This window comes from Arthrobacter sp. TJ-270 (assembly GCF_058269075.1).
Map to the genome: position 1 here is coordinate 346,436 of NZ_JBZCNB010000001.1, position 24,167 is coordinate 370,602.

Below are 24,167 nucleotides of genomic sequence, written 5' to 3' on the forward strand. Positions count from 1 at the left end.
CACTTCGGACGCTGCGAACCACTCCGCGGCCGCTGTCAGTTACTCTGCGCGAGGACATTCAGTACCGACTCTCCGTAGCGGTCCAGTTTGGCGGGGCCCACACCGGCGAGCTGTGCCAGCTTCTCCAGTGAGTCTGGCCGCGCTTCTGCAATGGCGACCAGGGTGGCGTCCGTGAAGACGACGAAGGCGGGAACGTCTGTCTCCCGCGCGGCCTTGAGGCGCCAGTTCCGCAGCGCTTCAAACGTTTCCTCACTGTAATTGGCTGGGCATTCCTGGCAGCGTCCGATCTTGCGTTCAGCACCCGATCCCAGGACCTTTCCGCACATGCGGCAGTGTGCAGGAGCCGAGACCTTGCGCTCGCGCCGGACGCTGGGTTGGCGGAAAGAACGCGTGCCCCCGGAGTCCGGGCGAAGGCCGTCGAGGAATCTGGACGGCTTGCGCGATGCCCGGCCGCCGGGGGTGCGCGAAGTGGACCAGGAAAGAGCCAGATGCTTACGGGCCCGGGTGATGCCGACGTAGAGGAGGCGGCGCTCCTCATCCACGGCATCCGGAGTATCGGCGAACGAGATGGGCATCAGGCCCTCGCTGAGTCCCACGAGGAATACTGCGTCCCACTCCAGGCCTTTCGCCGAATGAAGTGACGCCAGCGTGATCCCCTGGACAGTGGGCGCATGCTGTGCGGCCGCCCTCTCCTCCAGCTCGGCAACGAAGTCCTGGAGTGTGAACCCCTGCGCCGAACGCGCCTCGTGAAGCTCGTCAGCCAGCGACACCAGCGCGGCGAGGGACTCCCACTTCTCCCGGACGGCACCTGAGCTTTGCGGGGCCTCACGGGTATAACCGAGGGACGCAAGGACATCACGCACCAGCTGCGGGACGTCGTCGTCCGTTGCTGCGCGGGCCGCGGCTCGAAGCTGCAGCAGACTCTCACGCACTTCGCGTCTGGCAAAGAACCGCTCGGCGCCGCGAAGCTGGTACCCGATTCCCGCGGCCGCCAGGGCTTGCTCGTAAGCCTCAGACTGCCCGTTGGTTCGGTAGAGGATAGCAATCTCGCTCGCCGGCACACCGTCATTGAGCAGTGCTGAGATCCGCCGGGCAACGTCAGCGGACTCAGCTTCGTCATCGCTGCATTCAGTGAAGGTCGGTGCCGGGCCCGGAGGTCTCTGCGCTATGAGCTGTAGCGGTGTGGCCCACGTGCCGACTCCACCGCGCCGCTCTGCCTCGGCCGTGCGGGCAGCGAGCAGCGAATTCGCGAGGTTAACAACCTGCGGTGTGGAGCGGTAGTCACGGACGAGCTTGATGACCTGCGCCTGCCGGTATCTGCTGGTGAAGTTCAGGAGGTGGGCGCTGGTGGCGCCAGTGAAAGAGTAGATGGTCTGGCTGGCGTCACCGACGACACAGAGCTCTTCGCGCTCGCCCAGCCAGAGATCCAGAAGCTGCTGCTGAAGCGGCGATACGTCCTGGTATTCGTCCACGACGAAGTGTCGGTACTGTGCACGGACAGTCGCTGCTACCTTGGGGTCTTCCTGCAGGATGCCCACGGTGATCAGCAGTACGTCCTCGAAATCAATGACGTTGCGATCCACTTTGAGATCTTCGTAGGCGCTGAACAGACGGGCCACCGTTGTGGCGTCCATGCCCGCCGGTTCCACCCGGCCGCTGGCGGCCTCAACGTAGCTGTCCGGTGTCAACATGGATACCTTCGCCCATTCGACCTCGGCGGCGAGATCGCGGATTGTGGCGCGATCAGTGCTCAGCCGCAGCCGCCGCGACGCTTCTGCGAGGAGCTGCGCCTTGTGGTCAACGAGAGCCGGCAGCGTTCCCCCGACGGCCTGTGGCCAGAAGTATTGCAGTTGCCGGAGTGCGGCTGCGTGGAAGGTGCGCGCCTGCACCCCCTGCGCTCCGAGGTCACGAAGCCGTGTGCGCATCTCCGCGGCGGCCCTCGCGGTGAAGGTCACCGCAAGGACCTGCTGGGGCTTGTAGACGCCGGTGTGCACGCCGTAGGCGATCCGGTGCGTAATAGCGCGCGTCTTTCCGGTTCCGGCTCCTGCAAGAACGCAGAGAGGGCCGCTCAATTGGGATGCAACAGCCCGCTGTTCGTTATCCAGGCCGGCGAGAATCCGTTCTTCGACCGAAGGCTCCACTACGGTCTCCCGGAGGACGGCTCTTCATCGAGGGGGCCGCCGTACCAATGTTCAATGAGCGAACGGGCGATGGACGCACCGGACGCCACCGACAACCGTTCCTCCTTCAGGCCGACGAACAGTTCCTCCCTGGTGAACCAACGCACGTCCCGGATCTCGACGCCGTCCGGAACGGGCACAGCGTGGGAGGCTTTCGCAGTAAAGCCAAGCATGAGTGAGGCCGGGAAAGGCCAGGGCTGCGATCCGAGATACGTGGGCGAGTGAACTACGATGCCGGACTCCTCTTCCACCTCTCGCACCACCGCTGCTTCCAGCGATTCGCCGGGTTCAACGAAACCTGCAAGCGTGGAGAACCGGTTTTCCGCCCAGGTAGCGGACGAACCAAGGAGCAACCGGTCTTCCTCGTCCGTCACGGTCACGATGATCGCAGGATCGGTCCGGGGGTAATGCAAGCTCTCATCAGCCGGGCACCGCCGAACCCAGCCACCGTCAATGGGTTCCGTGCGATGTCCGCACCGCGGGCAGTGGTTGTGGGTGGCGTGCCAGTTCGAGATTGCCGTAGCCTCCACGAAAAGCCCCGAGTCCTGCGCCGGCAGACCGGCGGCTGCATCGCGTAGACCCAGCCACGATTCTTCAGGCGCGATACCGGGCTGCACGCCCTCATGTTCCACCAGTACGATATGTGTTCCGGCAGGCATATCTGCCGTGGTTTCCACGGTGCTGCCGAGATAGATGGGGTTTTCCGGACGTTCCACCTCCCCGACTGGGCTCAGCACCAGTCGGTTGCCCTGGACAGGAGAACGCTGTTCAGCGAGATGAAGGATGCGGGTTTCCGGTTGCGCCCACAGCCGGTCAAACAGATCCGGAGCGATGCGGAATACCGAGCCGCGATCAGCGGAGCCGCGTGCCAACGGCAGGGATCCGAGTGGGGGGAGGCTGGCGATTCCGGCTGCTTGCATGCCGACGGCTTGGGTCATATTTCTACGGTACGGTCCCGCACCCCCAAAAGGACATTCGAATGGGGATTTCTGGAGGATTAGTGAGGGCGAGCAGCGACTCGCCGCACAGGACATTCGAGCCGGTGACCTCGCGCGCTTACGGTGGATGTGTGAAACGCTCACCGATGGAACTTGCGGCCCTTGCCAGCGCGGCCGTGCCGGGTCTCGCCCCGACGGGCGTCTCCAGTACCCCCGACGACCCGGCTGACTTCGAGTCGGCTCTATTGATCGACAGCTCCGGCAAGCAGTGGCGCGTCCGTGCGCCGCGGCACGCTGAGGCCAGTATGCGACTTGAAACGGAACTTCAGGTGCTGCGCGCTTTCACCCCGGGTGTACGGGCAGAGCTTCCGTTCCTTGTTCCGCATGTTGCTGGCACCGTGCGCCTCGGGGACCTGCGCACATTCGTGTATTCCCACATCGAAGGATCCACTCGGTCCCTTGAAGAACTTGCGGCCGGCGGCCCTGAACTGGCACGTGAGATCGGCAAGGCAATTGCCGCCCTCCATGAGTTGCCCAGAACACTCGTCAGCGAAGCCGACCTGCCAGCTTATGAAGCCAACGAGGTACGGCAGCGGCGGCTCAATGAGCTGGATCAGGCTGCCATCACCGGCCGGATCCCGTCTGACCTGCTGCGCAGATGGGAGCATGCGCTGGAAGATGTCTCGCTCTGGCAATTCAACCCCACCGTGGTTCACGGCGACATCCACGAAGACAATCTACTCCTTGCGGCGGGGCGGGTCTGTGCTGTGACGGGCTGGACCGACCTGTCGGTGGGAGACCCCGCAGACGACTTCGCCTGGCTTGCAGCGACGCAGGACACGCACTTCGCCGACGAGGTGCACGAGGCTTATGTCAGTGCCCGGTCAGATGCCGCTGACGACCATCTGTTGCGGCGGGCTGCCCTTGCCGCGGAGTTCGCCCTGGCGCAGTGGTTGGTGCGCGGACTTGCCCTTGACGATGCCAACATGATCGCAGAGGCCGAAGAGATGATGCGGACTCTTTCCGCTGACCTCGCTGCCGAGGAGGCAGCACTGGCAGCCGAAGCCGCCGACGAGCTAGCCGCCGGACACCATGGAGTCACCGAAAGGACTGAAGACGAGCCGGACAACGCTCACGACGGCCATGTTGGCGGAGTCAGTACTGGTAGCGCGCCAGTTCGTCCGAACGCTGGCGGTGCTGAGGACGAAGCCGGCGGAACAGCCACCAGTGCGCCTCAGGGCCCGGAGGATCTCGAAACCTCCGCCCTGCCCGTTGTACCGCGCCCCTAACCTCCAGCCCGACCTGCGGTCGCCCGCCGGATGATGCCTTCCAGCGCACTGTCATCTGCCAGGTCGTGTGGCCGCACCAACAAGTCCTCGCCGACGTAATAGAACGCCGCCCGCACCGACTCCAGGGGGATGTCAAGCAGGCGTGACCACGCCAGGCGGTAAACGGCCAGCTGGACTGATTTCGCTTCCCGTCCTCCCGGTGCGGGGGGCCTACCGGTCTTCCAGTCAATGAGATCCCACGCGCCGTCGTCATCCTTGAAGACGGCATCGATCCGGCCGCGGACAACAAGCGACTCCACGCGGGTTTCCACGGGCACCTCAATGCCATGAGGAACACGCCCAGCCCACGTGGACTTCCTGAAAGTATCTGTGAGCTGCTCAAGCTTCAGCCCGTCGTCCACAAAAGAGTCGGCGGCCCCGGGGAACTCCCCCAGGTCCAGCATCCCGGTAGTGCCGTAAAACTCCTCGATCCAGGCATGGAAGGCAGTACCACGCCGGGCAGCGGAACCCGGACGGCGTGGCACAGGCCGTCGTAGCCGCCTTGCCACGCCCGCGCTGTCCTCAGAGAGTTCGACCATCAGGGAAGCGGAGATGTGGGTGGGAAGTTCGACCGGTGCGGGTCTGAACCTGTGCTGCTGCCTCGCGAGCGCCGTTCGGACCTCATCGCTCCAGCGCCCGGACGGGCCTGAGTCCCTGGTGCCCGGTTCCGCGTTGGCATGCCGACGTTCATCCGCCGCTCCCAGGACAGCCGCTGCTGCTCTTTCCATGGGATCGCGGCGCTGACGCAGCGGGTCAATGGGCCAGACCGCCCTGTCGCTTTGGGCACGGGCGGGATTATCATCCCCTACGGCGCCGTCCTCGATCCACGCGAGTTCCCGATATCCGCGTTCGCCTGCTGCCGCGAGTTCCCGCAGCTGCTCCAGATAGCGGGAGGGAGCGGTCGGTTTGGACCGCCCCCCTCCCCACGCTGACGACGTGCAGACGAGGACATGGCGAGCGCGGGTCAGGGCAACATAGGCAAGCCGCCGTTCTTCACGTTCGGTATGAGTAAGCGCGTCTTCAGCGAACAGTTTCTCGCTTTCGAGCCAGGACCTCTGGTCGGGCTGGTCCCAGTCCCACTGCGGCAGTTCTGCCGCGTCGCCGCGCAGCGGCCAGGGCACTGAGGAATCCCCCGAACTCCAACGCGAGCCCGTCCCACTAGGGAATGAGCCCTCATTCATGCCCGGTACCAGCACCACATCCCATTCCAGACCTTTGGCTGCGTGCACGGTCAGCAATTGGACCGCTTCCCTGCTTGTCTCCAGAGCAGTCACGGGGAGGCCGTCCTCCTCAGCATCAGCGGCTTCGAGCCAGGCCAGAAAAGCGGGCAGGTCGATGCGGTCGGAGGTTGAGACGAAACTGCTGACTGCGTCCGCGAAGGCGTCAAGATTTCGTCTTGCTTCGTGGACGCTCACACCCGGCTTCGCCGCAAGCTCGATGTCCAGAAGGAGAGTCTGCTCAATCTCGCCGATCAGGGTATGCAGATCATCACCTACTGACTGGCGGAGCCCGCGCAGTTCGTCCCGCAGCAGCACGAGCCGCTCCCTCGCTGTGTCCGACAGGCCCCGGCCGCTGCCCGAGACCCACCCCACCGGCGGGAGATGGTCCACGGCGTCAACGAGGCTCGCCGGTTCCGCATCCTCCATGGGCGTGAGCTGCTGCTCCTGGTCAGGATTCGGTGCTTCCGATGCATCAGCAGGTTGTGCGGTGTTCGTCGAAGGCTCTTGCGCGTACGCACGGAGTTGACTCATCCGGACATGGCGATCATAGGCCAGCTGGCGCGCCCAGTCACCGAGGGCCATGAGGTCCGCGCTGCCCAGGCGCCAGCGCGCTCCGGCCAGGAGGCGCAGCATGGCGTCGGACCGTTCCGGATCCCCGAGAACCCGCAGTACGGAGAGAATCTCGATGATCTCCGGTGTGCGCAGCAAACCTCCCAGTCCGATGATCTGCACCGGTATGCCTGCCGATTGGAGCTCCCGACGCAGAGGTTCGAACTGCCGCCGTCCACGGCAGAGGACGGCAATGGTGGGGCGGAGGGGCTGGCCGTCGCCGTCCACGTCAAAGAATCGGCGCCGTTGCGCCTCGATGAGACGCGTCAACGCGGCTGCCTCATTGGCGTGCGGGTTATCCGGCGCCGAGAGGTCCATAGGGTGAGCGGCGCTCTCGGCGAAATAACGGGCGAGGTACACCTCCCCCACGGGTGCCTTCGGTCGAGGAAGCAGAGCGGGAACCTTCAGCTGATGTTGTGGTCCCAGCCATGGCGGCGGGACATTGAGGGAATCAGCCACAGCGTTTGCTGCCTCAAGAATGCTCGTGGAGTTCCGCCACGCCACCGAGAGATTCACCATCGGTGCAGGCTCCAGAGCAGCACCGGCGTGGACCGGGAAACGTGATCTGAAAGTCCCGAGCTGACCGGCGGAGGCACCGCGGAAGCCATAGATGGACTGATGCGGATCCCCCACCGCCGTTACTGATCTGCCGTCGCCGAACAGTCGGGAGAAGAGCACCATCTGCGCGTGCGAGGTGTCCTGGAACTCGTCGAGGAGAACGACCGAGTACTTCTGTCGTTCGACGTCGACTGCCTGCGGCACCTCGCTGACAATACGGGCGGCCAGGGATACGAGGTCACCGTAATCCAGTTGTCCGGACTGATGCTTTGCGGCTGTGTAGCGCTCCACCAGTTCGGTGACGGTGACACGGGTCCGCAGCTTGTCCAGGAGATCCTTCGTGCGCTGCGTAGCCGCCTTCGGCTTTCCCAGCTGGTGGGGACGTGCGCACATCGCGTCGATCTGTTCCAGCAACGTGGACCTCACCGCGGCCGGATCAACGAGGTGCTCTGCGCATTCGGAGGCCATGGTGAGTACCGCGTTCGTCAGTGTTGTTTTTGCTGCCGACAGGTGCTCCCATGGCCCCTGATAGGACTCCACGATCCTGGCGGCCAGCTGCCATGACTGCGCCGTGCCCAGCATGACGGCGTCGCGCTCCACTCCGATACGCAATCCGTAGTCCTGGACTATGCCGTTGGCATAGGAATGGTACGTGGAGATGGTGGGTTCCAGCCGGTCCTCGGCGGAGTCGTGGGCGCTCTTGCCCTGGGCACGGTACAGCGCCAGGAGCTGCTGTCGGATGCGGGCAGCCAGCTCGCCGGCCGCCTTCCGCGTGAAGGTGACGCCGAGTATCTGTTCGGGACGGACCAGTCCGTTGGCGACCAGCCACACTACGCGGTCGGCCATGGTCTTGGTCTTGCCTGAGCCTGCGCCCGCAATAACCAATAGCGGCTGCAGCGGCGCTTCTATGATGCGGGTCTGCTCCCCGGTAGGGTATAGGGCTTCCGCGTCACCGCCACCGGCAAGCAACCGTGCCAACGCCTCTGCCGAGAGCTGCGGCGCCGGATCTGTCTGGGCCTGCCCGTGTGCCGTCTCGATGCTCATTCGGTCACCTGTCTTCCTTCAACGCACAGCGGGCAGATTTCCGGGAGTCGGCAACCGACTCCGCCGTATGACGACCGTTTTGGATCGTGAACGGCTTCGAATTCGGCAGCGGACATCAGGCCTGCTGCCTGCTCGATCATCTCGTGGGCCCAGGTATCTTCCTGTCCGAGCGCCGGCTGATCCTGCACCTTGGGAGATTTTGCGCTGGTACCGAGATGCACGAGAGCAGCACCGCCGACCGGCAGCATCTGGCGGGATTCGGCGTCTGCCCCGGCGACGTCTGCCTCGACAAAGCCCCCGGCAACCGCAGACACCTGGTACGCGGCAAGTTGTGGATGGGTGGGCACCTCGGGGTCCGGTGGGGAAGACTTCCCGGTCTTGAGATCCACTATGAAAAGGCAACCATCATGGGTGATTTCAAGACGGTCGACCTGGCCGCGAAGACGAGCCTGTCTCTCGATGCCGTCGACCGTGACGGGAAGATCCACGCTGAAGCTCACCTCGGTGCTGGCCAGGGAACGCTCGGCTTTCCTCATTTCCGCTAGGTAGGCCCCCAATTTTCTCACCATCTCTTCGGCCCTTCGAAGGTCCGCTTTGGATTCCCAGGTGTCCTTCATCCCGAGCGTCGGCCAGCGGCGGATCAGTTCCGCGACGTATTGGTTCCCGGTGGCGTCGGGGATGTCCTGTGCAATCGAGTGGACGAGCGTTCCTAGTGACCGTGCGAAATCGGTGGGCCGTTCCCCTCCCGCCGCGGAGACGAACCAGTTCAGCGGTGAGGCAAGCACTGCCTCCACCTTCGAGGGTGAAACGGGAATAACAGCGTCCCCGGGCACCACCGGTTCAGTGGAGGAAAGCCCCGCCAACCCCCACCATTGGGCAGGATCGGCGCCAGGGACCCGCGGCTGGTGCAGCACCATCGTGCCGAGATGCTGGACGGCTTCATACGCCATATCCGGACTTCGATCGGGCTGCTGGGCGTACTTTCGAAGTTCAGCAACAAGTGCGCGAAGGGTGAGTGGCCGTTTCACCTCTGTGCGTGGACGTTCGTAAATGCCCTGCGGCAGCGGGTCGAGGATATCGAGGAAGGATGAAGGCTGCTGGTCCTCCGACGAGACCGCCACACAGACCAGCTCCTCGGAGGCCCTGCTCACCGCCGTAGAAAAGCTTCGCAGCTCATCTGCGCGGGTGAGTTGCATGAGGGAGAGCGGATCGCGATGGCGGCGGAAGTCCCTGCCATGCTCGAGCAGCGCTACGAGGTCCCCGGATCCCAGCAGTTCCCCCCTGATGCGCAGGTTGGGCCAGACTCCCTCCTGCACTCCTGCCACGATCACCACCGGCCACTGGCGCCCGGCTGCTGCGGCCGGCGTCATGATGGCAACCGCGGCACCCTTCTGGGCGCGTGCTGCGAGGGTGTCCATCGGGAGTTCCTGGCTCAGCAGATACTCGAGAAACCCGGTTGTTGGAGCACCGGGCATCTGATCGACGTAACGTTCGGCGGTCTGAAACAGCGCGACTACGGCGTCCAGGTCGCGGTCCGCGCGCGCAGACGAGGATCCCTGCCTCAGGGCCGCTTCTTCCCATCGGGAAGAGAGCCCCGAAGCGGCCCATACGGACCACAGCACTGTCTCGGGCGTACTTGCCTCGTCCTGCAATGCCTCACGGCCGGCGCTCAGCATCGCGTGCAGGCGACGAGCGGGGCGGAGCTGGGGGCGAGGGTCATCGATCACAGCCTCGCCGAGCAGATCGACGATCAGCTGATCGGAATCCCTCGCCCCGCCGCCCGCGCGTTCCTCCTGCCTGAGGAGTTGGCGCATACGGCGGATCTCGAGGGGTCCCACGCCGCCTACTCGCGACGTCATTATTGAAACAGCCAGCTCGGCGTCGAGTTCCTCGACGCCGGTCACGACGGCGAGTATGTCCAGCAACGGCCGCACCGCGGGTTCGTCACGGATTGCGCGCTCCGCAGGCGGAACACTGACCGGTATGTCCTGGCCTGCCAGATAGCGCTGGAGTTCCGTCACATGCCCGCCGGTTCTGGTGATGACGGCGATTTCATCGAAGTTCCGGCCCTGTTCCACGTGGGCTTCAAGTATTCGCTGGGCTATGTAGCGCTGCTCGTGGTAGCCGGAGTCAACCACATGAACGGACAGAACGCCGCTCGGCGGGGAGTCAGGGAGATTTGGAACGAGCAACCTGCGGTAACCTAACGGCGTCCCGCTCACAGGAGTCCTTGAGGCGATGGACTCCCACCCCGAGGGAAGCTTCCCCGTCAGACGGTGGGAGGTGGTCAGCTGAACAGTGCATACATCACCGAGGATCTCCGGCAGGTGCGCAGCCAGCTCCGGGCGGGCACCGCGAAAACCTTGCACTGCGGTGTCAGGGCAGGCTGTGATCAGGGTGTCCCTGCCCTCCGCGAGGACACCGCAGAGTGCATGCATGGCGGTGTTCGATTCCTGATAATCGTCGATCAGGATCAGCGCGTACTTGTCGCGTTCCTCAGCACAGAATTCGGGATTGTTTTCGAGGATGCCGCGGGCGGCGGTGAGGATTCCGGCGGGATCGAAGGCTTCGGGCATCCTGAGATCCAGAACATCCCGGTACTCGCTATACAGCGCAGCCGCGGCCACCCAATCGGGTCGATCGAACCTGCGTCCGAAATCAGACAGTTCTTCCGCATGCAGGCTGTATTCGCTGACCCGGTCGAAGAGCTCCCTTACCTCCTGACGGAAACCCCTGGTTCCGAGCGCCAGCCTCAACTCCTCCGGCCAACTGGACTCCAGAAGGCCAATCCTGCGGTGACCCTCAAGAAGCTCCTTGATGATCAGGTCCTGTTCTGCACCCGACAGGAGCCGCGGGGAACGCGTCACCTCGGGCAGCAGCCCTGCCACGCGCGCTCGCCGGATGAGGTCAAAAGCGTAGGACGACCAGGTGCGGGCAGGCGGTGCGCTGAGACTGCGGTCCAGCCGGGTTGTCACCTCATCGCGCAGACGGGCTGCCGCAAGCCGCGTAGGCGCCATGATGAGAATGCGGTCCGGCTCCACCTCCCCGTTTCGGATCCGGCTGACCGCAGTTTCAATGAGGAGTTCTGTTTTACCGGTTCCCGGTCCCCCAAGAACGAGCACCGGACCCGCGCCCACGCCCAGGGAAAGCACGTCCTGTTGGTCCCTGCTGAGGACCGGGCCCGGTGCGACCGCCGCTGCGTTGGAGGGCAACCGTAGACTGGCCGGAAGCAGGGAAGCGGGATTGACGCGAGAGGAACTGCTCATGCTTTCACTCCATCATCCGGCTCCGACAATTTCGATAAACCGCCCGCTTCACCGGGAATGCCGCCGGGAATAGTGCCAGGAACGACCCTCTCCACACGCGCGCGGATACGTTGCAAAGCCTCCTGCTCTGCGGGCGTTGGCGTCCAGCGGGACCTCGCAAGATCAACCCGCTGCTCCGCGTGCACACCTGCCCGCCGGTTGCGGGCGGGCGCCCGCAGCGCCGTCGATTCCTTGCGATAGTGTTCGACGGCGGCAGCTGCCAGTCCCTGCGGCGGCCTCCCATCGGCGCGAAGTACGCGCCACCACGGCACATCATCACTTCCCCGCGACATGATCGCTCCCACCTGTCGCGGCCCGCCCTTCTCAAGGATCTCCGCTATGTCGCCGTATGTGAGCACTTTCCCTGCAGGTATCAGGCTTACGATGTCCAGGACCGCCTCTTCGTAATCCAGAACCCTGTCGCGCACCCACCCAGCCTATCGAAGCCGGCTCAGGAGTCGGCCATGCCCGAACCGGCGCAGTTCGAGCCGGGCCGGAATGTCGTAGCCGACGGATACCGTCTGGGCCATGGACAACTGGCATATGCATCCCCGGGCGGCATTCGATCTCGAGACCACCGGCCGGAATCCCCTCACAGCGCGCATCGTGACCGCTTCAATCATCCTCGTCGACGGGCGGGGAGAGATTCTGCAACATCACGAGTGGCTCGCCAACCCGGGGGTGGAGATACCCGCCGAGGCAACCGCCGTCCACGGCGTTGCCACCCGCACTGCAAAGGAACAGGGAACTCCTGCTGCCCAGGTAGTAAATCAGATCGCCGGGGTCCTGAACGGTTACTTCCGGGATGGAATCCCGGTTCTTGCATTCAACGCCCGCTATGACTTCACGGTCCTCGCTCGCGAGGGACACCGACACGGCATCAGCACCCCCAGTCCCTTCCCGGTACTGGACCCTTATGTGATGGACAAGCACGCAGACCGTTACCGTCCCGGGAAGAGGACGCTCACCGCCATGTGCGCCCACTATGGTGTTCCGTTGGAAAACGCTCACACCTCAGCGGCGGACGTCATGGCGACGCTCGGGGTCGGAGCCGCTCTCGCTGACCGGTTCCATCAGCTTCGGCGACCGGCACCCGAACTTCATGAATTCCAGGTGACCTGGGCACGGGGCCAGGCAGCAAATTTCCAGGAATACCTCCGCCGCAGCGACCCCAGCGCGGTCGTGGAGGGGCGGTGGCCGGCTGTCGCCTCGTGAACCGGTAGTTGTTGCCGTACCGCCGCCGAGCGCGCGCCCGTTGCCTGCTGCTATTCGAAGAATCTTCGGCAGGGAAGCCGGAAAATATCAACGCCGCACCCACCCGTGATCCTGCGCACTAAATTTCAGTCGAATCTTTCGTTCGTGCCACAATTGCAGGGCATCGCCACGCGCCCGTTGCGGCCGTATTCCGGGCGACTGAGGCCTTCCGAACCTCCCAAACAGCGTGCTGACCGATGCTTCATTCCTGCTCGCCGGAGTAGCGGCTTTCGCGGAAGACCCTGCGGAGCCCCAGACAGCATGAGGACCAATGATCACAGTCACCAACCTGCGCAAAACGTACCGCCAGGGTGAGCGAACCGTTACAGCACTGGACGACGTCACCCTCTCGGTACCCAAGGGTTCAATTCACGGCATCGTCGGGCACTCCGGCGCGGGTAAATCGACTCTTGTCCGGTGCCTGACTCTTCTCGACCGTCCGACCTCCGGATCCGTCGTCATCGACGGACGCGATCTAACCAGCGTCAAGGACTCCGAGGTCCGCACCGCCCGGCGCCGCATCGGAATGGTGTTCCAGCACGCCAACCTGATGGATTCACGGACGGCTGCCCAGAATGTCGCACACCCGCTTGAGTTAGTGAAGACGCCGAAAGGTGACATCACCCGCAAGGTTGCCGAACTGCTCTCCCTCGTCGGCCTGACGGAGTTCGCAGACGCTTATCCCTCCCAACTCTCCGGCGGCCAGAAGCAGCGCGTCGGCATTGCGCGTGCGCTGGCGTCAGATCCCGACGTGCTGCTGTGCGACGAACCGACATCTGCCCTCGACCCTGCCACGACCGAGGACATCCTCACGCTGATTCGCAACCTGACCCACACCCTGAACCTCACGGTCCTGGTCATCACCCACGAAATGCATGTGGTGAAGCAGATCTGCGACTCAGTCTCCCTGCTTGACCGCGGCCGCATCATCGAGCACGGTCCGCTCCATGCGATCGTCGGCGACAGGTCCGGTTCCCTCGGCAAAGCCCTGATGCCGTTGCCCTCCAGTTCCGCGAGCACCACCCTGCCGGAGCTGGAACTGCTGCTCGTCGGCGAACCCGCCTCAGCTCCCGTCCTCTCCGAACTGACGCGGCGTTTCGATGCCAACGTCAATGTGATCGCAGGGACTGTAGAGACGCTCGGAGGGTCCCGCTTCGGTCGGCTCCGCGTGGAAGTTGACTCCCCCAGACCGCTCAGCGAGATAACCGCATACCTCGAAGGCGCCGGCGTACACGTGGAGGTAGCGGCATGAACATCCTCGACAACCTCTTCGAGAATCCAGGAATCACGCAAGCCCTTCCGGAGGAGTTCCTCGCGACCCTCCAGATGATCGGCATCTCAGGTTTCTTCACCCTGCTCGTCGGGCTTCCGCTCGGGATCTTCCTGCACGCCAGCAGCCCGGGCGGCCTCCGTCCGATGCCTGTCACAAATCGGGTTGTCAGCGATGTAGTCGTGAACATCACGCGGTCCATTCCGTTCGCCATCCTCATGGTGTCACTGATCCCGCTGGCCCGTTTCCTGACCGGATCCTCCATCGGGCCCGTTGCGGCCTCTGTGTCCCTGAGCATCGGAGCCATCCCGTTCTTCGCCCGCCTCGTGGAAACGAGCCTGCGCGATGTTTCCTCCGGCAAGATCGATGCTGCCCTGGTCATGGGTTCAACGCGTCTCCAGGTCATCACCAAGGTCATGATCGCGGAAGCCCTTCCGTCCCTCATCGCCGCGTTCACCACCACGCTGGTCACGCTCGTCGGGTATTCGGCAATGGCGGGAATCATCGGCGGCGGCGGACTGGGCAGGCTCGCCTACAACTACGGTCTGCAACGGTTCGACACAACGGTGATGGTGGTGATCATCGTGATCATCGTCGCCATCGTCCAGATCATCCAGATCATCGGCGACCGGCTCGCGCAGCGTGTGGATCACCGCACAGCTGCCACCGCAGGAGTCCGCCGCAGCAGGCGCGGCCGTCGGCCGACAGCAGCCAACGAAGTAGTTGGCGTCTAGGAAACTCTCCCACCCTGCCCCGCCGTGAAGCGGGGCTGACGACGGTCGGTAGCCGCCAGCCGTCACTCCCCGGCGTCCCGGTTCCACCCGGCCGCCGGTACTACGAAAGGAACGCACCACACATGCGCAAGCAGTTTTCGCTGGCAGCCGCCGGGCTGGCCGCACTTCTCACCCTCTCAGCATGCGGCGCAGGCGACAGCGCTCCCGCGGCCGTTGAAACCCTCGACCCCACCACCCCAGCGACGGTTAAGGTCGGCGCCAGCCCCGTGCCCCACGCGCAGATTCTGGAATTCGTCCGCGACAACCTGGCCGAGGGCAGCGGAATTGAGCTCGAAATCCAGGAGTTCGACGACTATACCACTCCCAACATCGCTCTCAGCGAGGGTGACCTGGACGCCAACTACTTCCAGCACCTGCCCTACTTCGAGAGCCAGGTTGAAAGCCAGGGCTACGAATTCGCCCACGGCGAGGGTGTGCACATCGAGCCTTACGCTGCCTTCTCCGAGAAGCATGACGACGTCTCCGCCATCCCCGACAACGGCCGCGTAGCAATCACCAATGACCCATCAAACCAGGCGCGTGCGCTCACGCTGCTGCAGGAATCCGGCCTGCTTGAGAACATCGAGGCTGACGCCTCCGTTCTGTCGCTGACCGAGGAGCAGAATCCGAAGGGCCTGGAGTTCGTGGAGAACCAGCCGGAGCTGCTGCTCAACGATCTGCAGGACCCCACCGTGGACCTCGCGATCATCAACGGCAATTACATCCTCGACGCCGGTCTCAGCACCGAGGACGCCCTCCTGGTTGAGGCCGTCGAGAACAACCCGTACGCGAACTTCCTCGCATGGAACACCTCCTCGGAGGGCGATGCCCGGATCGCCAAGCTCGAGGAACTGCTGCACTCCCCTGAGGTCAAGCAGTACATCGAGGAGACCTGGCCGAGCGGTGACGTAGCTCCCGCTTTCTAGGACTTCCTGCGGCGACCCGCAGCACAGAACACGAGCACAAAACACAATGGCCGGCGGACCCGCGGATTCTCGGGTCCGCCGGCCATTTCTGTGTGCCGGAGCGTCCGGCACACAGAAAAAACTGTCTTACACGCCCGAGGGTGTGGCGCCGGCGGCGGCAGCGGCTCGCGCGGCGGCGGGCAGCGCGGCCACGATGTGTTCCATGGCGGCGTCGTCGTGCGCGGAGGAGAGGAACCACGCCTCAAAAACCGACGGCGGCAGGTAGACGCCTGCTTCGAGCATGGAGTGGAAGAACGGTGCATACCGGAAGGTTTCCTGGGCCTGGGCGTCGGCATAGTTGGCGACTCCCCGGTTGGAGGTCCCGAAGGCAATGCTGAACAGGTTCCCGGCGCGCTGGACGGAGTGGTCGACACCGACGCGCGAAAGCTCCTCCGATACCGCCGCGGAAAGCTCCAGGGAACGGGTGTCGATGGAACGGTACACCTCGTCCGTGGCATGGGTCAGCTGGGCAACACCTGCCGCCATGGCCAGCGGGTTACCGGAAAGCGTGCCGGCCTGATAGACGGGACCGAGCGGTGCCAGGTACTCCATGATGTCTGCCCGTCCACCGAGAGCGGCTGCCGGAAGTCCTCCGCCGATCACCTTGCCGAAGGTCAGCAGGTCCGGAGTCCATCCTTCACCTTCGCCGGTCAGTCCCCAGTAGCCTCCCGGGCCGACCCGGAAACCGGTCAGAACCTCATCCATGATCAGCAGGGCCCCGTGCTCGGTGGTGATCCGCGACAGTGCGGCGTTGAATCCGGGAGCCGGCTCCACCACACCCATGTTGGCGGGGGCAGCTTCCGTGATGACCGCTGCGATGGAGTCGCCATGCTCGGCGAAGGCAGCTTCCACTGCCTCAACGTCGTTGTAGGGCAGGACGAGTGTCTCGGCAGCAGTCGCGTCTGTTACGCCCGCAGAACCCGGCAGTGCCAGCGTTGCCACTCCGGAGCCGGCTGCGGCAAGCAGTCCGTCGAGGTGGCCGTGGTAGCAGCCGGCGAACTTCACAATGAGGTTCCGGCCCGTGTAACCGCGGGCGAGGCGCACTGCGGTCATGGTCGCTTCCGTGCCGGTGGATACCATGCGCAGGCGTTCGACAGCGGACACCCGGTCGCTGACGATCTGCGCCAGTTCCGCTTCCGCAGGTGTGGAGGCCCCGAATGACAGTCCGCGGTCAGCGGCCTGGTGGACGGCATCCAGTACCGCCGGGTGGGCATGCCCGAGCAGCGCCGGCCCCCAGGAGCACACCAGATCAACGTACTGGCGGCCGTCGGCATCAGTCACGTACGGCCCCTGTGCCGACACAAGAAACCGGGGGGTGCCGCCGACGGACCCGAAGGCCCGCACCGGTGAGTTCACACCGCCCGGCATGAGGGTTTGCGCGCGGGCAAACAGGTCTTCGGATCGTGTCATTTACTTGTTCTCCTTCAGCCAGGTGGCCAGTTCCGTTGCCCAGTATGTGAGGATGATCTGCGCGCCGGCACGCTTGATTCCGAGCACCGATTCCTCGATGGAACGACGCCGGTCGATCCAGCCATTCGCAGCAGCAGCCTCGATCATGGCGTACTCACCCGAGATCTGGTAAGCGGCGACAGGGACGGGCGACATCGCCGCGACGTCGGCGACGATGTCGAGGTAGCTCATCGCCGGCTTGACCATCACCATGTCCGCGCCTTCCTCGAGATCCAACTGCACCTCAAGGAGCGCTTCACGACGGTTGGCCGCGTCCATCTGGTAGGTCCGCCGATCACCCGTCAGCTGGGAATCCACCGCCTCCCGGAAAGGACCGTAGAACGCCGAAGCGTACTTGGCTGCGTAAGCCAGGACTGCGATGTCCTGGTGCCCGGCTGCGTCAAGGGCACGGCGGATGACCCCGACCTGGCCGTCCATCATCCCGGACGGACCCAGCACATGGGCGCCGGCGCCGGCCTGGGCAACGGCCATCTGCGCATAAAGTTCCAGCGTGGCGTCATTGTCCACTCCGCCGTCTGCCGCCAGCACGCCGCAGTGGCCGTGGTCGGTGAACTCGTCGAGACAGACATCGCTCATCACGACCAGAGAGTCACCCACTTCCGAACGCACGTCGGCGATTGCCCTGTTCAGCACACCGTCGGGGTCGATACCGGCACTTCCCGTGGCATCACGGTGCGCGGGTATGCCGAAGAGCATGATGCCGCCAACACCCAGTTCCGCGGCTTCGACCGCAGCACGCCTGAGGGTGTCCGTGCTGTGCTGGACCACTCCGGGCATCGAACTGATGGGGACCGGCTCACTCAATCCCTCCCGGATAAATGCCGGCAGGATCAGCTCAGCCGGGCTGAGCCGGTTCTCTGCGGTCAACCGGCGGATCGCCGGGGTTGAGCGCAACCGACGGGGCCGGTGCTGTGGGAAGCTCATGCGTTAGTTCCTCTTCCGATGATTAACGACGGCGGCACTCACTGCATCTGCAATTCCTGATGGGCTCGGTGACGCCGCAGTGGCGTCGATCCGAATCCCCAGCGCGGATGCGTCCCGCTCCGTCCTACGCCCGATGGCTATCGTCGCCACCGTGTCCGGCAACTTTCCCATCATGGCATGCAGGCGGGCGGCGATGCTCGGTGAGGTGAGGACGACGGCGTCAATCCCGCCTTGCTCCAGCGCCATGGACAATTCCTCCCGCGTGGCCACGCCGGCGATCTCGACGGGATCCTCCTCGCTCCCGCCCACCCGTCGTTCGGCGGACGCCGGATAGTCGACCGTAAGGTAGGCGGTGACGGCATCAGCAGTCCACCCGCGTTCGACCAGGCCGGTCCTCAGCGTATCGGCGGCGAGGTCAGACTGCGGAAGAAGAGCGCGTGCCCGTCCCGCAGGCAGTTCGGCCAGGAGCCCTTCCGCAGACTGGTCCTCCGCGGGTGTCAGATCGACCGGCACACCCATCTGGGTGAGCGCGCTCCGGGTAGACGCTCCGACTGCGGCTACCCTCGCGGAACCGATGAGCGATGTCAGGGACAACTGCCGCGCCCTCGCCCATTGTGCGAGGACACGCACGGTGGTCACGCTGGTGACCACCAGCCAGTCATAGGAAGGAACAACATCCAGGAACCGGTCCAGCTCACTCGTATCGGCCGGCAGTTCCCAGTCGATCATGGGTATCAGCAGGGTCTTCGCTCCCCGTTGCGTCAGCGCCGCAGCCATCGCCGCACCCCGGTCAGGGCTGCGCAGCAGCGCGACAGTAATCCCCGAGAGATCCCCGGCCGCTGGAGCGGCGTTCATGAACCGGCGGTGAGCCCGGCAATCTCCGCCGCCCCGTGGGCAAGGAGTTCCTCGGCAAGCACGATGCCGACAGCGGCTGCCCCTTCCACCGAAAGCTCCGTCGTTGTCTGTGTGCGCCGAAGCAGTCGACTGCCGTCCGGACTGCACACCACAGCTTCGAGGGTCAGCTTCCCGCCGTCCGCCGCTGCATGGGCACCAATGGGCGCCGTGCAGCCGGCTTCAAGCCGGCGCAGGACGGCCCGCTCAGCCGTCACCGCGAGCCGGGTGGGAGCGTGGTCATACTGTCGTAATGCTTCGGCGAAGGCCGAGGAGCCGGCGTCGTGGCTGCGGCATTCCACAGCCAGCGCGCCCTGGCCTGGCGCAGGCAGCATGAGCGACGGATCAAAATACTCAGTGATGTGGTCCTGGCGGCCAAGACGCTCAAGGCCGGCGGCTGCCAGCACGACGGCGTCAAGGTCACCCGGCCCCCCGTCCACCAGGCCAGCCACACGGGCCAGTCGGGTGTCGACGTTGCCCCGGATGTCGATGACCGATAGGTCAGGGCGCGCCGCCCTCAGCTGTGCGGCCCGCCGGGGCGAGCCGGTTCCGACGCTGGCGCCCGCCGGCAGGTCCGCAAGTTTGAGGCCATCGCGCGCACACAGGGCGTCCCGGATATCGGCGCGTTCAGGCACTGCCGCAACGGTGAGTCCCTCGGCTTCCCCGGTGGGCAGATCCTTCAGCGAGTGCACGGCGACGTCACAGGTGTCAGCAAGCAGCGCCTCGCGCAGCGCGGCGACGAATACGCCCGTTCCACCGATCTGGGACAGTGAGGCTCGGTTGACGTCGCCGGTTGTGCTCACACGGACCAGTTCATAGTCGAAGCCACCCAGGCGGGCAAGCGACTCGGCGACCGTCGTGGTCTGAGTCAGGGCGAGCGCACTGGCCCGCGTGCCTACCCGGACAGCCGGGTTCATGCCTGCCCTGTCTCCGGGAGCCCGACGGTGGAGTCGGCACCGGCAACGGTGGGCTTCTCGCCACGCCGGTTTGCACAGCAATTAGGCCGGCAGACGTCATACCAGGGACCGAGGTCGGTGGTGGCGGGGCGCTCAGAGACGGTGTTGTCAGCGGTGCGCTCACCAACGAGGTCGATGAGTCCCGAGACGAACTTGGCGTGCGTGCCCGGCGTCGGGACGCGTTCTGCGACCAGGCCCAGCTCGGCGCAGGTCTCCATGGCTTCTGTGTCCAGGTCCCAGACAACCTCCATGTGGTCGCTCACGAAACCGAGCGGCACAATAACTACACCCTTGGCGCCGGTTGCTGCCAGGTCTCCCAGGGCATCGTTGATGTCCGGCTCCAGCCACGGGATGTGGGGGGCGCCGGACCGCGACTGGTACACCAGCGACCACTCGCACCCGGCCGCTTCGGGGACACGGTCGAGCACGGCCTGCGCAGTGGCAAGGTGCTGGGCGACATACGCGCCGTCCTCGAGCGCGGGACCGCCGTACTCGTCACGGGGGCCGGCGGCGTCGGCGTCGGCGGTGGGAATCGAGTGCGTCGCGAACATGATGTGCACGGGAGCATCAGCCTCACCGTCTGCGGCCAGGCGTTCGCTCACGGACTTCAGTCCGCTGGTGACACCCTCGACGAACGGCTCGACGAAGCCGGGGTGATCGAAGTACTGGCGGACCTTGTCCACTTCGAGCTGGCCGGCCAAACCGGTTTCAACCAGCGCCATTCCCAGGTCTTCGCGGTACTGCCTGCAGCTGGAATAGCAGGAGTAGGCACTCGTGGTGACGGCCAGAACGCGGCGGTGACCGGCGTCGTACGCGTCCTTCAGCGTGTCCGCGATGAACGGCGGCCAATTGCGGTTGCCCCACAGCACCGGCAGGTCGATACCACGACGGGCGAGTTCGGCCTCCATGGCAGCCTTCAGCTCGCGGTTCTGCTGGTTGATCGGGCTGATGCCGCCGAACGCGCGGTAATGGTGTGAGACCTCCTCGAGACGCTCATCCGGGATGCCCCGGCCGCGCGTCACGTTCCGCAGGAAAGGAATGACATCCTCCTGTCCTTCGGGCCCCCCGAAGGACGCGAGCACGATCGCGTCGTACTCCTTCGGTGCCATGCGGCCGTTCTCGTCGACGCCGTCGAGCGGGTGAAACGTGGGAGTGCTCATCGGAGTACCTCTGCTACTTCCTGGGCATTGATCCGCCGGCCTGTGTAGAACGGGACCTCTTCGCGGACATGCCGGCGGGCCTCGGTCTCCCGCAGGAACCGCATAAGGTCGACCAGGTCCACAAGTTCGGGAGCTTCGAGCGCCAGGATCCATTCCCAATCGCCGAGCGCGAACGAGGACACCGTGTTGGAGATGACCTGGGGGTACTGGCGCCCCTTCATACCGTGGTCGTACAGCATCTCGCGGCGTTCCTCGGTGGGGAGAATGTACCAGTCATACGAGCGCACAAAGGGGTAGACACACACCCACTCCTCCGGGGCGACCCCGCGGGAGAAGGCGGGCGAGTGGCTCTTCGAGAACTCAGCGTCACGATGCACGCCCATCGCCGACCAGATGATCTCCGCACCGGCAAGGGTTGCAGTTCGCCGAAGCGTGCGGACAGCTGCCTGCAGATCTTCGGGCTTCGGGCCGTGGAGCCAGACCATGATGTCGGCCTCGGCCCGCATCGCGGAGACATCGTAGAAGCCGCGGACGGTCACGCCGGCAGCCTCGAGTTCCGACGCTGCAGACTCAAGCGAACCGCCATCATCCGGTGCGCCCGCAGACCTCTTGAAGACGGTCCAGAGCGTGTAGAACTGGGATGTTCCGGCGTCTTCGCCGCTCTGGAGAGTATCGACGGTGGAGGTGCCCTGCATGTGTTCGTAACCCGAATTCTCGCTCATGGATCCAGTCTGCTCCTGTCAACAGGCAAATGAAAATTAGTGGCTTCTACACTCGGTAGAAGGTTATCAACCTCACAGCGCCCAGTGTTAGCGTCCGGCCTGAAGTCGCCGAGCAAGCGCGGCACCACGCTCGCGTGCGTTATCGATCACCGCGACCAGTCCCGTACCCGCGAGCCATGCCCCGGTGATTTCAAGCCCACGCTCCTCAGCGGCAGCCGCCCGGATGCGCGCGACGCGGTCCCGGTGCCCCAACGTGGCGTGCGGCAGTGCGTTGGTCCAGCGCACCACATCCCAGTCGACGACGTCGGTTTGGCTGATTACCACGCCGAGCAGTGACGATGCGTCCTGCAGAGCGAGCTGGTAGAGCTCGCTGTCGGGCAACTGAGCAGTGTCATCAACATCGGCACCGCGTCCGAAGGACAGGCGCAGGACGTGGCTCCCGGGGCCCGCGCGCTCCGCGAGCCAGGGCCACTTGGCTGTGGCGTGCGTGAGGGCCTTCGCTCTCACGCCCGGGGTATCACGGGCCACCAGGACGCCTGTTCCTCGAGGCGCTGCATCCAGTTCCGGTACGTCCACCACCAGGCTGACAAGCGCCACCGCAGGCACCACCGCGGGCCGGTCATCCCGCAGCCGCGGCACGGCGGGAGTCAACAGATCGACGGCGGTTGGACCGTCGGTCGCGACCACCACCCCGTCAGCCTTCAGCGTTTGGGTCTGGGTGGTGACTGTCCAGCCGTCAGGAGTCCGTACGAGGTCCTGCGCCCTTTCCGACGTACTCAGGATTGCGCCGTCGCGCTCCAGTTGCTGTATGAGCGCGGCGGGAAGCTGATGCATGCCGCCCTCCAGACCGGCAACGGCCGTTCCCGCGGGAGCCGCCTTCCGCATGGCGCCGACCGCGGCACTGAGAGAGCCGTGCTTTCGCAACGATGCCCGCAGTCCCGGAACAGCGGCGTCGACATCGAGCTCGTCCGGGTCAGCCGACAGGACGCCCCCGACAACGGGAGCAACCAGCCGCTTCAGTACCTCCGAACCCATACGTGCCCGCACCACTTGGCCCAGGCTGAGCTGCTCCTGGTTCAGCAATCCGCCAAGGGGAAGCGCGCGGTCGAGGCTTGCCCGCACGCTCGCTGCACGGCCGATCAGCCTGGGCAGCTCCGGATCGCGCACGTCGGCAGGGATGCCGAGCAGCCCGGACTGCGGGAGCGGAACAGCGACGGAACCGCCCTCCTGTGACGGCAGGTGAAGCCACGCACCAGAGGGATTCGGGGTGCAGATCAGGGAACCGAGCCCCAGCTCGCGTGCCAGGGAAGGCACAGTGTCGGAGCGTGTGGAGAACGATTCCGCACCGGCGTCGAGCGTCAATCCGGCAAGTTCATGACTGGCCACGTTGCCGCCGAACGTCGCGGACGATTCCAGCACGGTTACCCGCAGGCCCGCTGCCGTCAGCTCCCGTGCCGCGCACAGTCCGGCAATTCCGCCTCCGATGACGACGACGGCGGGGCCCGTGTTGACCTGCTTCCCGCGGCTCATCGGCTGGGCGGCACCGAATGGACGAGTGAAACGACCCGGGTCAGCACCTCGGGGTCCGCTTCCGGCGGAACACCGTGACCCAGATTGACCACGTGGCCAGGAGCCGTGGAACCGGCGTCCAGCACTGCCCGCACATGCGCTTCCAGGACCTCCCACGGAGCCGAAAGCAGCGCCGGATCGATGTTGCCCTGCAGCGCGACTGTTCCGCCGAGACGCTTGTTCGCCTCATCAAGCGGAAGGCGGTAGTCAACACCCACGACGTCCACGCCGACATCCCGCATGGCTACCAGCAGTTCCGAGGTACCCGTTCCGAAGTGCACCAGCGGCGCACCGAGCTCACGGACATGATCAAGCGCACGCGACGACGCCGGGGCAACATGCTCGACGTAGTCTGCCAGTCCCAGCGACCCGGCCCACGAATCGAACAGCTGGCCTGCGCTGGCGCCGGCCTCCAGTTGCGCCCGGAGGAATTGACCGGAGGCGTCTGCCGCCCAGTCAGTGAGAGCCCGCCAGGTGGCAGGGTCGGCATGCATCATGGTGCGGGGGCCAAGGTGGTCGCGGGACGGCCTGCCTTCGACCATGTAGGCGGCAAGCGTGAAAGGTGCTCCTGCAAAGCCGATCAGCGGCGTGCTCCCGAGTTCGGCGACGGTGCGCGCGACGGCCTCACGGATCGGGTCCAGGGCACTGTCGGTAAGTTCGGGCAGTGCTGCCACGTCCGCGGCGCTGCGAATGGGGCTTCCCAGTACCGGGCCGACGCCGGGCACGATGTCCACGTCAACGCCGGCGAGTTTGAGCGGTATGACGATGTCGGAGAAGAAGATGGCGGCGTCGACGTCGTGCCGCCGGACGGGCTGAAGAGTGATCTCAGCGGCCATCACCGGGTCGAGGCACGCGTCGAGCATCGCCGTGCCCTCCCGCAGCGCGCGGTACTCCGGCAGGGAGCGTCCGGCCTGCCGCATGAACCAGACTGGGCGGCGGGACGGCGTGCGCCCCCGATAGGCCTGGATAAGCGGAGACTCCGACGTCGTGCCGTCCGTCAGGGGGTGCGTTGCGCTGAGGGTCATGACTCG

18 protein-coding genes are annotated in these 24,167 nt (G+C 65.1%); 5 read left to right on the forward strand and 13 right to left on the reverse strand.

Going from position 1 to position 24,167, the window contains the following annotated elements; translation table 11 throughout:
- Nucleotides 1-35: 35 nt before the first annotated feature.
- Both AC4D2M_RS01610 and nudC read right to left on the reverse strand, forming a co-directional pair.
- On the reverse strand, nt 36-2,141 hold the full coding sequence (locus AC4D2M_RS01610) for an ATP-dependent DNA helicase UvrD2 (protein WP_490889415.1): 2,106 nt from the start codon (nt 2,139-2,141) through the stop codon (nt 36-38).
- The gene (gene nudC / locus AC4D2M_RS01615; RefSeq protein WP_490889417.1) at nt 2,141-3,118 is read right to left on the reverse strand and encodes an NAD(+) diphosphatase; all 978 of its coding nucleotides are present in this window, start codon (nt 3,116-3,118) and stop codon (nt 2,141-2,143) included. Before nudC ends, AC4D2M_RS01610 begins: the two co-directional genes overlap by 1 nt.
- 131 nt (nt 3,119-3,249) lie before the next feature.
- Here nudC and AC4D2M_RS01620 point away from each other — a divergent pair, with 131 nt between their 5' ends.
- Nucleotides 3,250-4,407 (forward strand): macrolide 2'-phosphotransferase, encoded by a 1,158-nt coding sequence (locus AC4D2M_RS01620; RefSeq protein WP_490889419.1) that lies wholly within the window; start codon nt 3,250-3,252, stop codon nt 4,405-4,407.
- Here AC4D2M_RS01620 and AC4D2M_RS01625 read toward each other — a convergent pair.
- The 3 genes from AC4D2M_RS01625 to AC4D2M_RS01635 are packed head-to-tail and all read right to left on the reverse strand — an operon-like array spanning nt 4,404 to nt 11,610.
- Nucleotides 4,404-7,877, reverse strand: coding sequence for an ATP-dependent helicase (locus AC4D2M_RS01625; RefSeq protein WP_490889420.1), 3,474 nt, complete (start codon nt 7,875-7,877; stop codon nt 4,404-4,406). The two genes, AC4D2M_RS01620 and AC4D2M_RS01625, sit on opposite strands and share 4 nt — an antisense overlap.
- Nucleotides 7,874-11,143: an ATP-dependent helicase gene (locus tag AC4D2M_RS01630; RefSeq protein WP_490889422.1), complete on the reverse strand. Its 3,270-nt coding sequence runs from the start codon at nt 11,141-11,143 to the stop codon at nt 7,874-7,876. Before AC4D2M_RS01630 ends, AC4D2M_RS01625 begins: the two co-directional genes overlap by 4 nt.
- Entirely contained in the window at nt 11,140-11,610 is a 471-nt protein-coding gene (locus AC4D2M_RS01635) for an MGMT family protein (RefSeq protein ID WP_490889424.1), read from the reverse strand. Before AC4D2M_RS01635 ends, AC4D2M_RS01630 begins: the two co-directional genes overlap by 4 nt.
- A gap of 100 nt (nt 11,611-11,710) precedes the next feature.
- Here AC4D2M_RS01635 and AC4D2M_RS01640 point away from each other — a divergent pair, with 100 nt between their 5' ends.
- The 4 genes from AC4D2M_RS01640 (at nt 11,711) to AC4D2M_RS01655 (ending at nt 15,405) form a co-directional block, all read left to right on the forward strand.
- Complete coding sequence (locus AC4D2M_RS01640) at nt 11,711-12,397, forward strand: 3'-5' exonuclease (protein WP_490889426.1); 687 nt, start codon at nt 11,711-11,713, stop codon at nt 12,395-12,397.
- A gap of 310 nt (nt 12,398-12,707) precedes the next feature.
- On the forward strand, nt 12,708-13,688 hold the full coding sequence (locus AC4D2M_RS01645; RefSeq protein ID WP_490889428.1) for a methionine ABC transporter ATP-binding protein: 981 nt from the start codon (nt 12,708-12,710) through the stop codon (nt 13,686-13,688).
- Nucleotides 13,685-14,440: a methionine ABC transporter permease gene (locus tag AC4D2M_RS01650; protein WP_490889429.1), complete on the forward strand. Its 756-nt coding sequence runs from the start codon at nt 13,685-13,687 to the stop codon at nt 14,438-14,440. Before AC4D2M_RS01645 ends, AC4D2M_RS01650 begins: the two co-directional genes overlap by 4 nt.
- 122 nt (nt 14,441-14,562) lie before the next feature.
- Nucleotides 14,563-15,405, forward strand: coding sequence for a MetQ/NlpA family ABC transporter substrate-binding protein (locus AC4D2M_RS01655; RefSeq protein WP_490889431.1), 843 nt, complete (start codon nt 14,563-14,565; stop codon nt 15,403-15,405).
- Between the two features lie 126 nt (nt 15,406-15,531).
- On the opposite strand, the gene hemL is transcribed toward AC4D2M_RS01655, so the two are convergent.
- From hemL to hemE, 8 genes are all read right to left on the reverse strand, one after another.
- Nucleotides 15,532-16,854, reverse strand: coding sequence for a glutamate-1-semialdehyde 2,1-aminomutase (gene hemL, locus AC4D2M_RS01660; protein WP_490889433.1), 1,323 nt, complete (start codon nt 16,852-16,854; stop codon nt 15,532-15,534).
- The gene (gene hemB / locus AC4D2M_RS01665) at nt 16,855-17,838 is read right to left on the reverse strand and encodes a porphobilinogen synthase (RefSeq protein ID WP_490889434.1); all 984 of its coding nucleotides are present in this window, start codon (nt 17,836-17,838) and stop codon (nt 16,855-16,857) included.
- A gap of 3 nt (nt 17,839-17,841) precedes the next feature.
- Nucleotides 17,842-18,693 (reverse strand): uroporphyrinogen-III synthase, encoded by an 852-nt coding sequence (locus AC4D2M_RS01670; RefSeq protein ID WP_490889436.1) that lies wholly within the window; start codon nt 18,691-18,693, stop codon nt 17,842-17,844.
- The gene (gene hemC / locus AC4D2M_RS01675; RefSeq protein ID WP_490889438.1) at nt 18,690-19,646 is read right to left on the reverse strand and encodes a hydroxymethylbilane synthase; all 957 of its coding nucleotides are present in this window, start codon (nt 19,644-19,646) and stop codon (nt 18,690-18,692) included. Before hemC ends, AC4D2M_RS01670 begins: the two co-directional genes overlap by 4 nt.
- The gene (locus AC4D2M_RS01680; RefSeq protein WP_490889440.1) at nt 19,643-20,845 is read right to left on the reverse strand and encodes a ferrochelatase; all 1,203 of its coding nucleotides are present in this window, start codon (nt 20,843-20,845) and stop codon (nt 19,643-19,645) included. The genes hemC and AC4D2M_RS01680 overlap by 4 nt, the downstream gene beginning before the upstream one ends.
- The gene (gene hemQ / locus AC4D2M_RS01685; RefSeq protein WP_490890404.1) at nt 20,842-21,540 is read right to left on the reverse strand and encodes a hydrogen peroxide-dependent heme synthase; all 699 of its coding nucleotides are present in this window, start codon (nt 21,538-21,540) and stop codon (nt 20,842-20,844) included. Before hemQ ends, AC4D2M_RS01680 begins: the two co-directional genes overlap by 4 nt.
- 114 nt (nt 21,541-21,654) lie before the next feature.
- Nucleotides 21,655-23,097 (reverse strand): protoporphyrinogen oxidase, encoded by a 1,443-nt coding sequence (gene hemG, locus AC4D2M_RS01690; protein WP_490889441.1) that lies wholly within the window; start codon nt 23,095-23,097, stop codon nt 21,655-21,657.
- On the reverse strand, nt 23,094-24,161 hold the full coding sequence (gene hemE / locus AC4D2M_RS01695; protein ID WP_490889443.1) for a uroporphyrinogen decarboxylase: 1,068 nt from the start codon (nt 24,159-24,161) through the stop codon (nt 23,094-23,096). Before hemE ends, hemG begins: the two co-directional genes overlap by 4 nt.
- Nucleotides 24,162-24,167 lie beyond the last annotated feature (6 nt).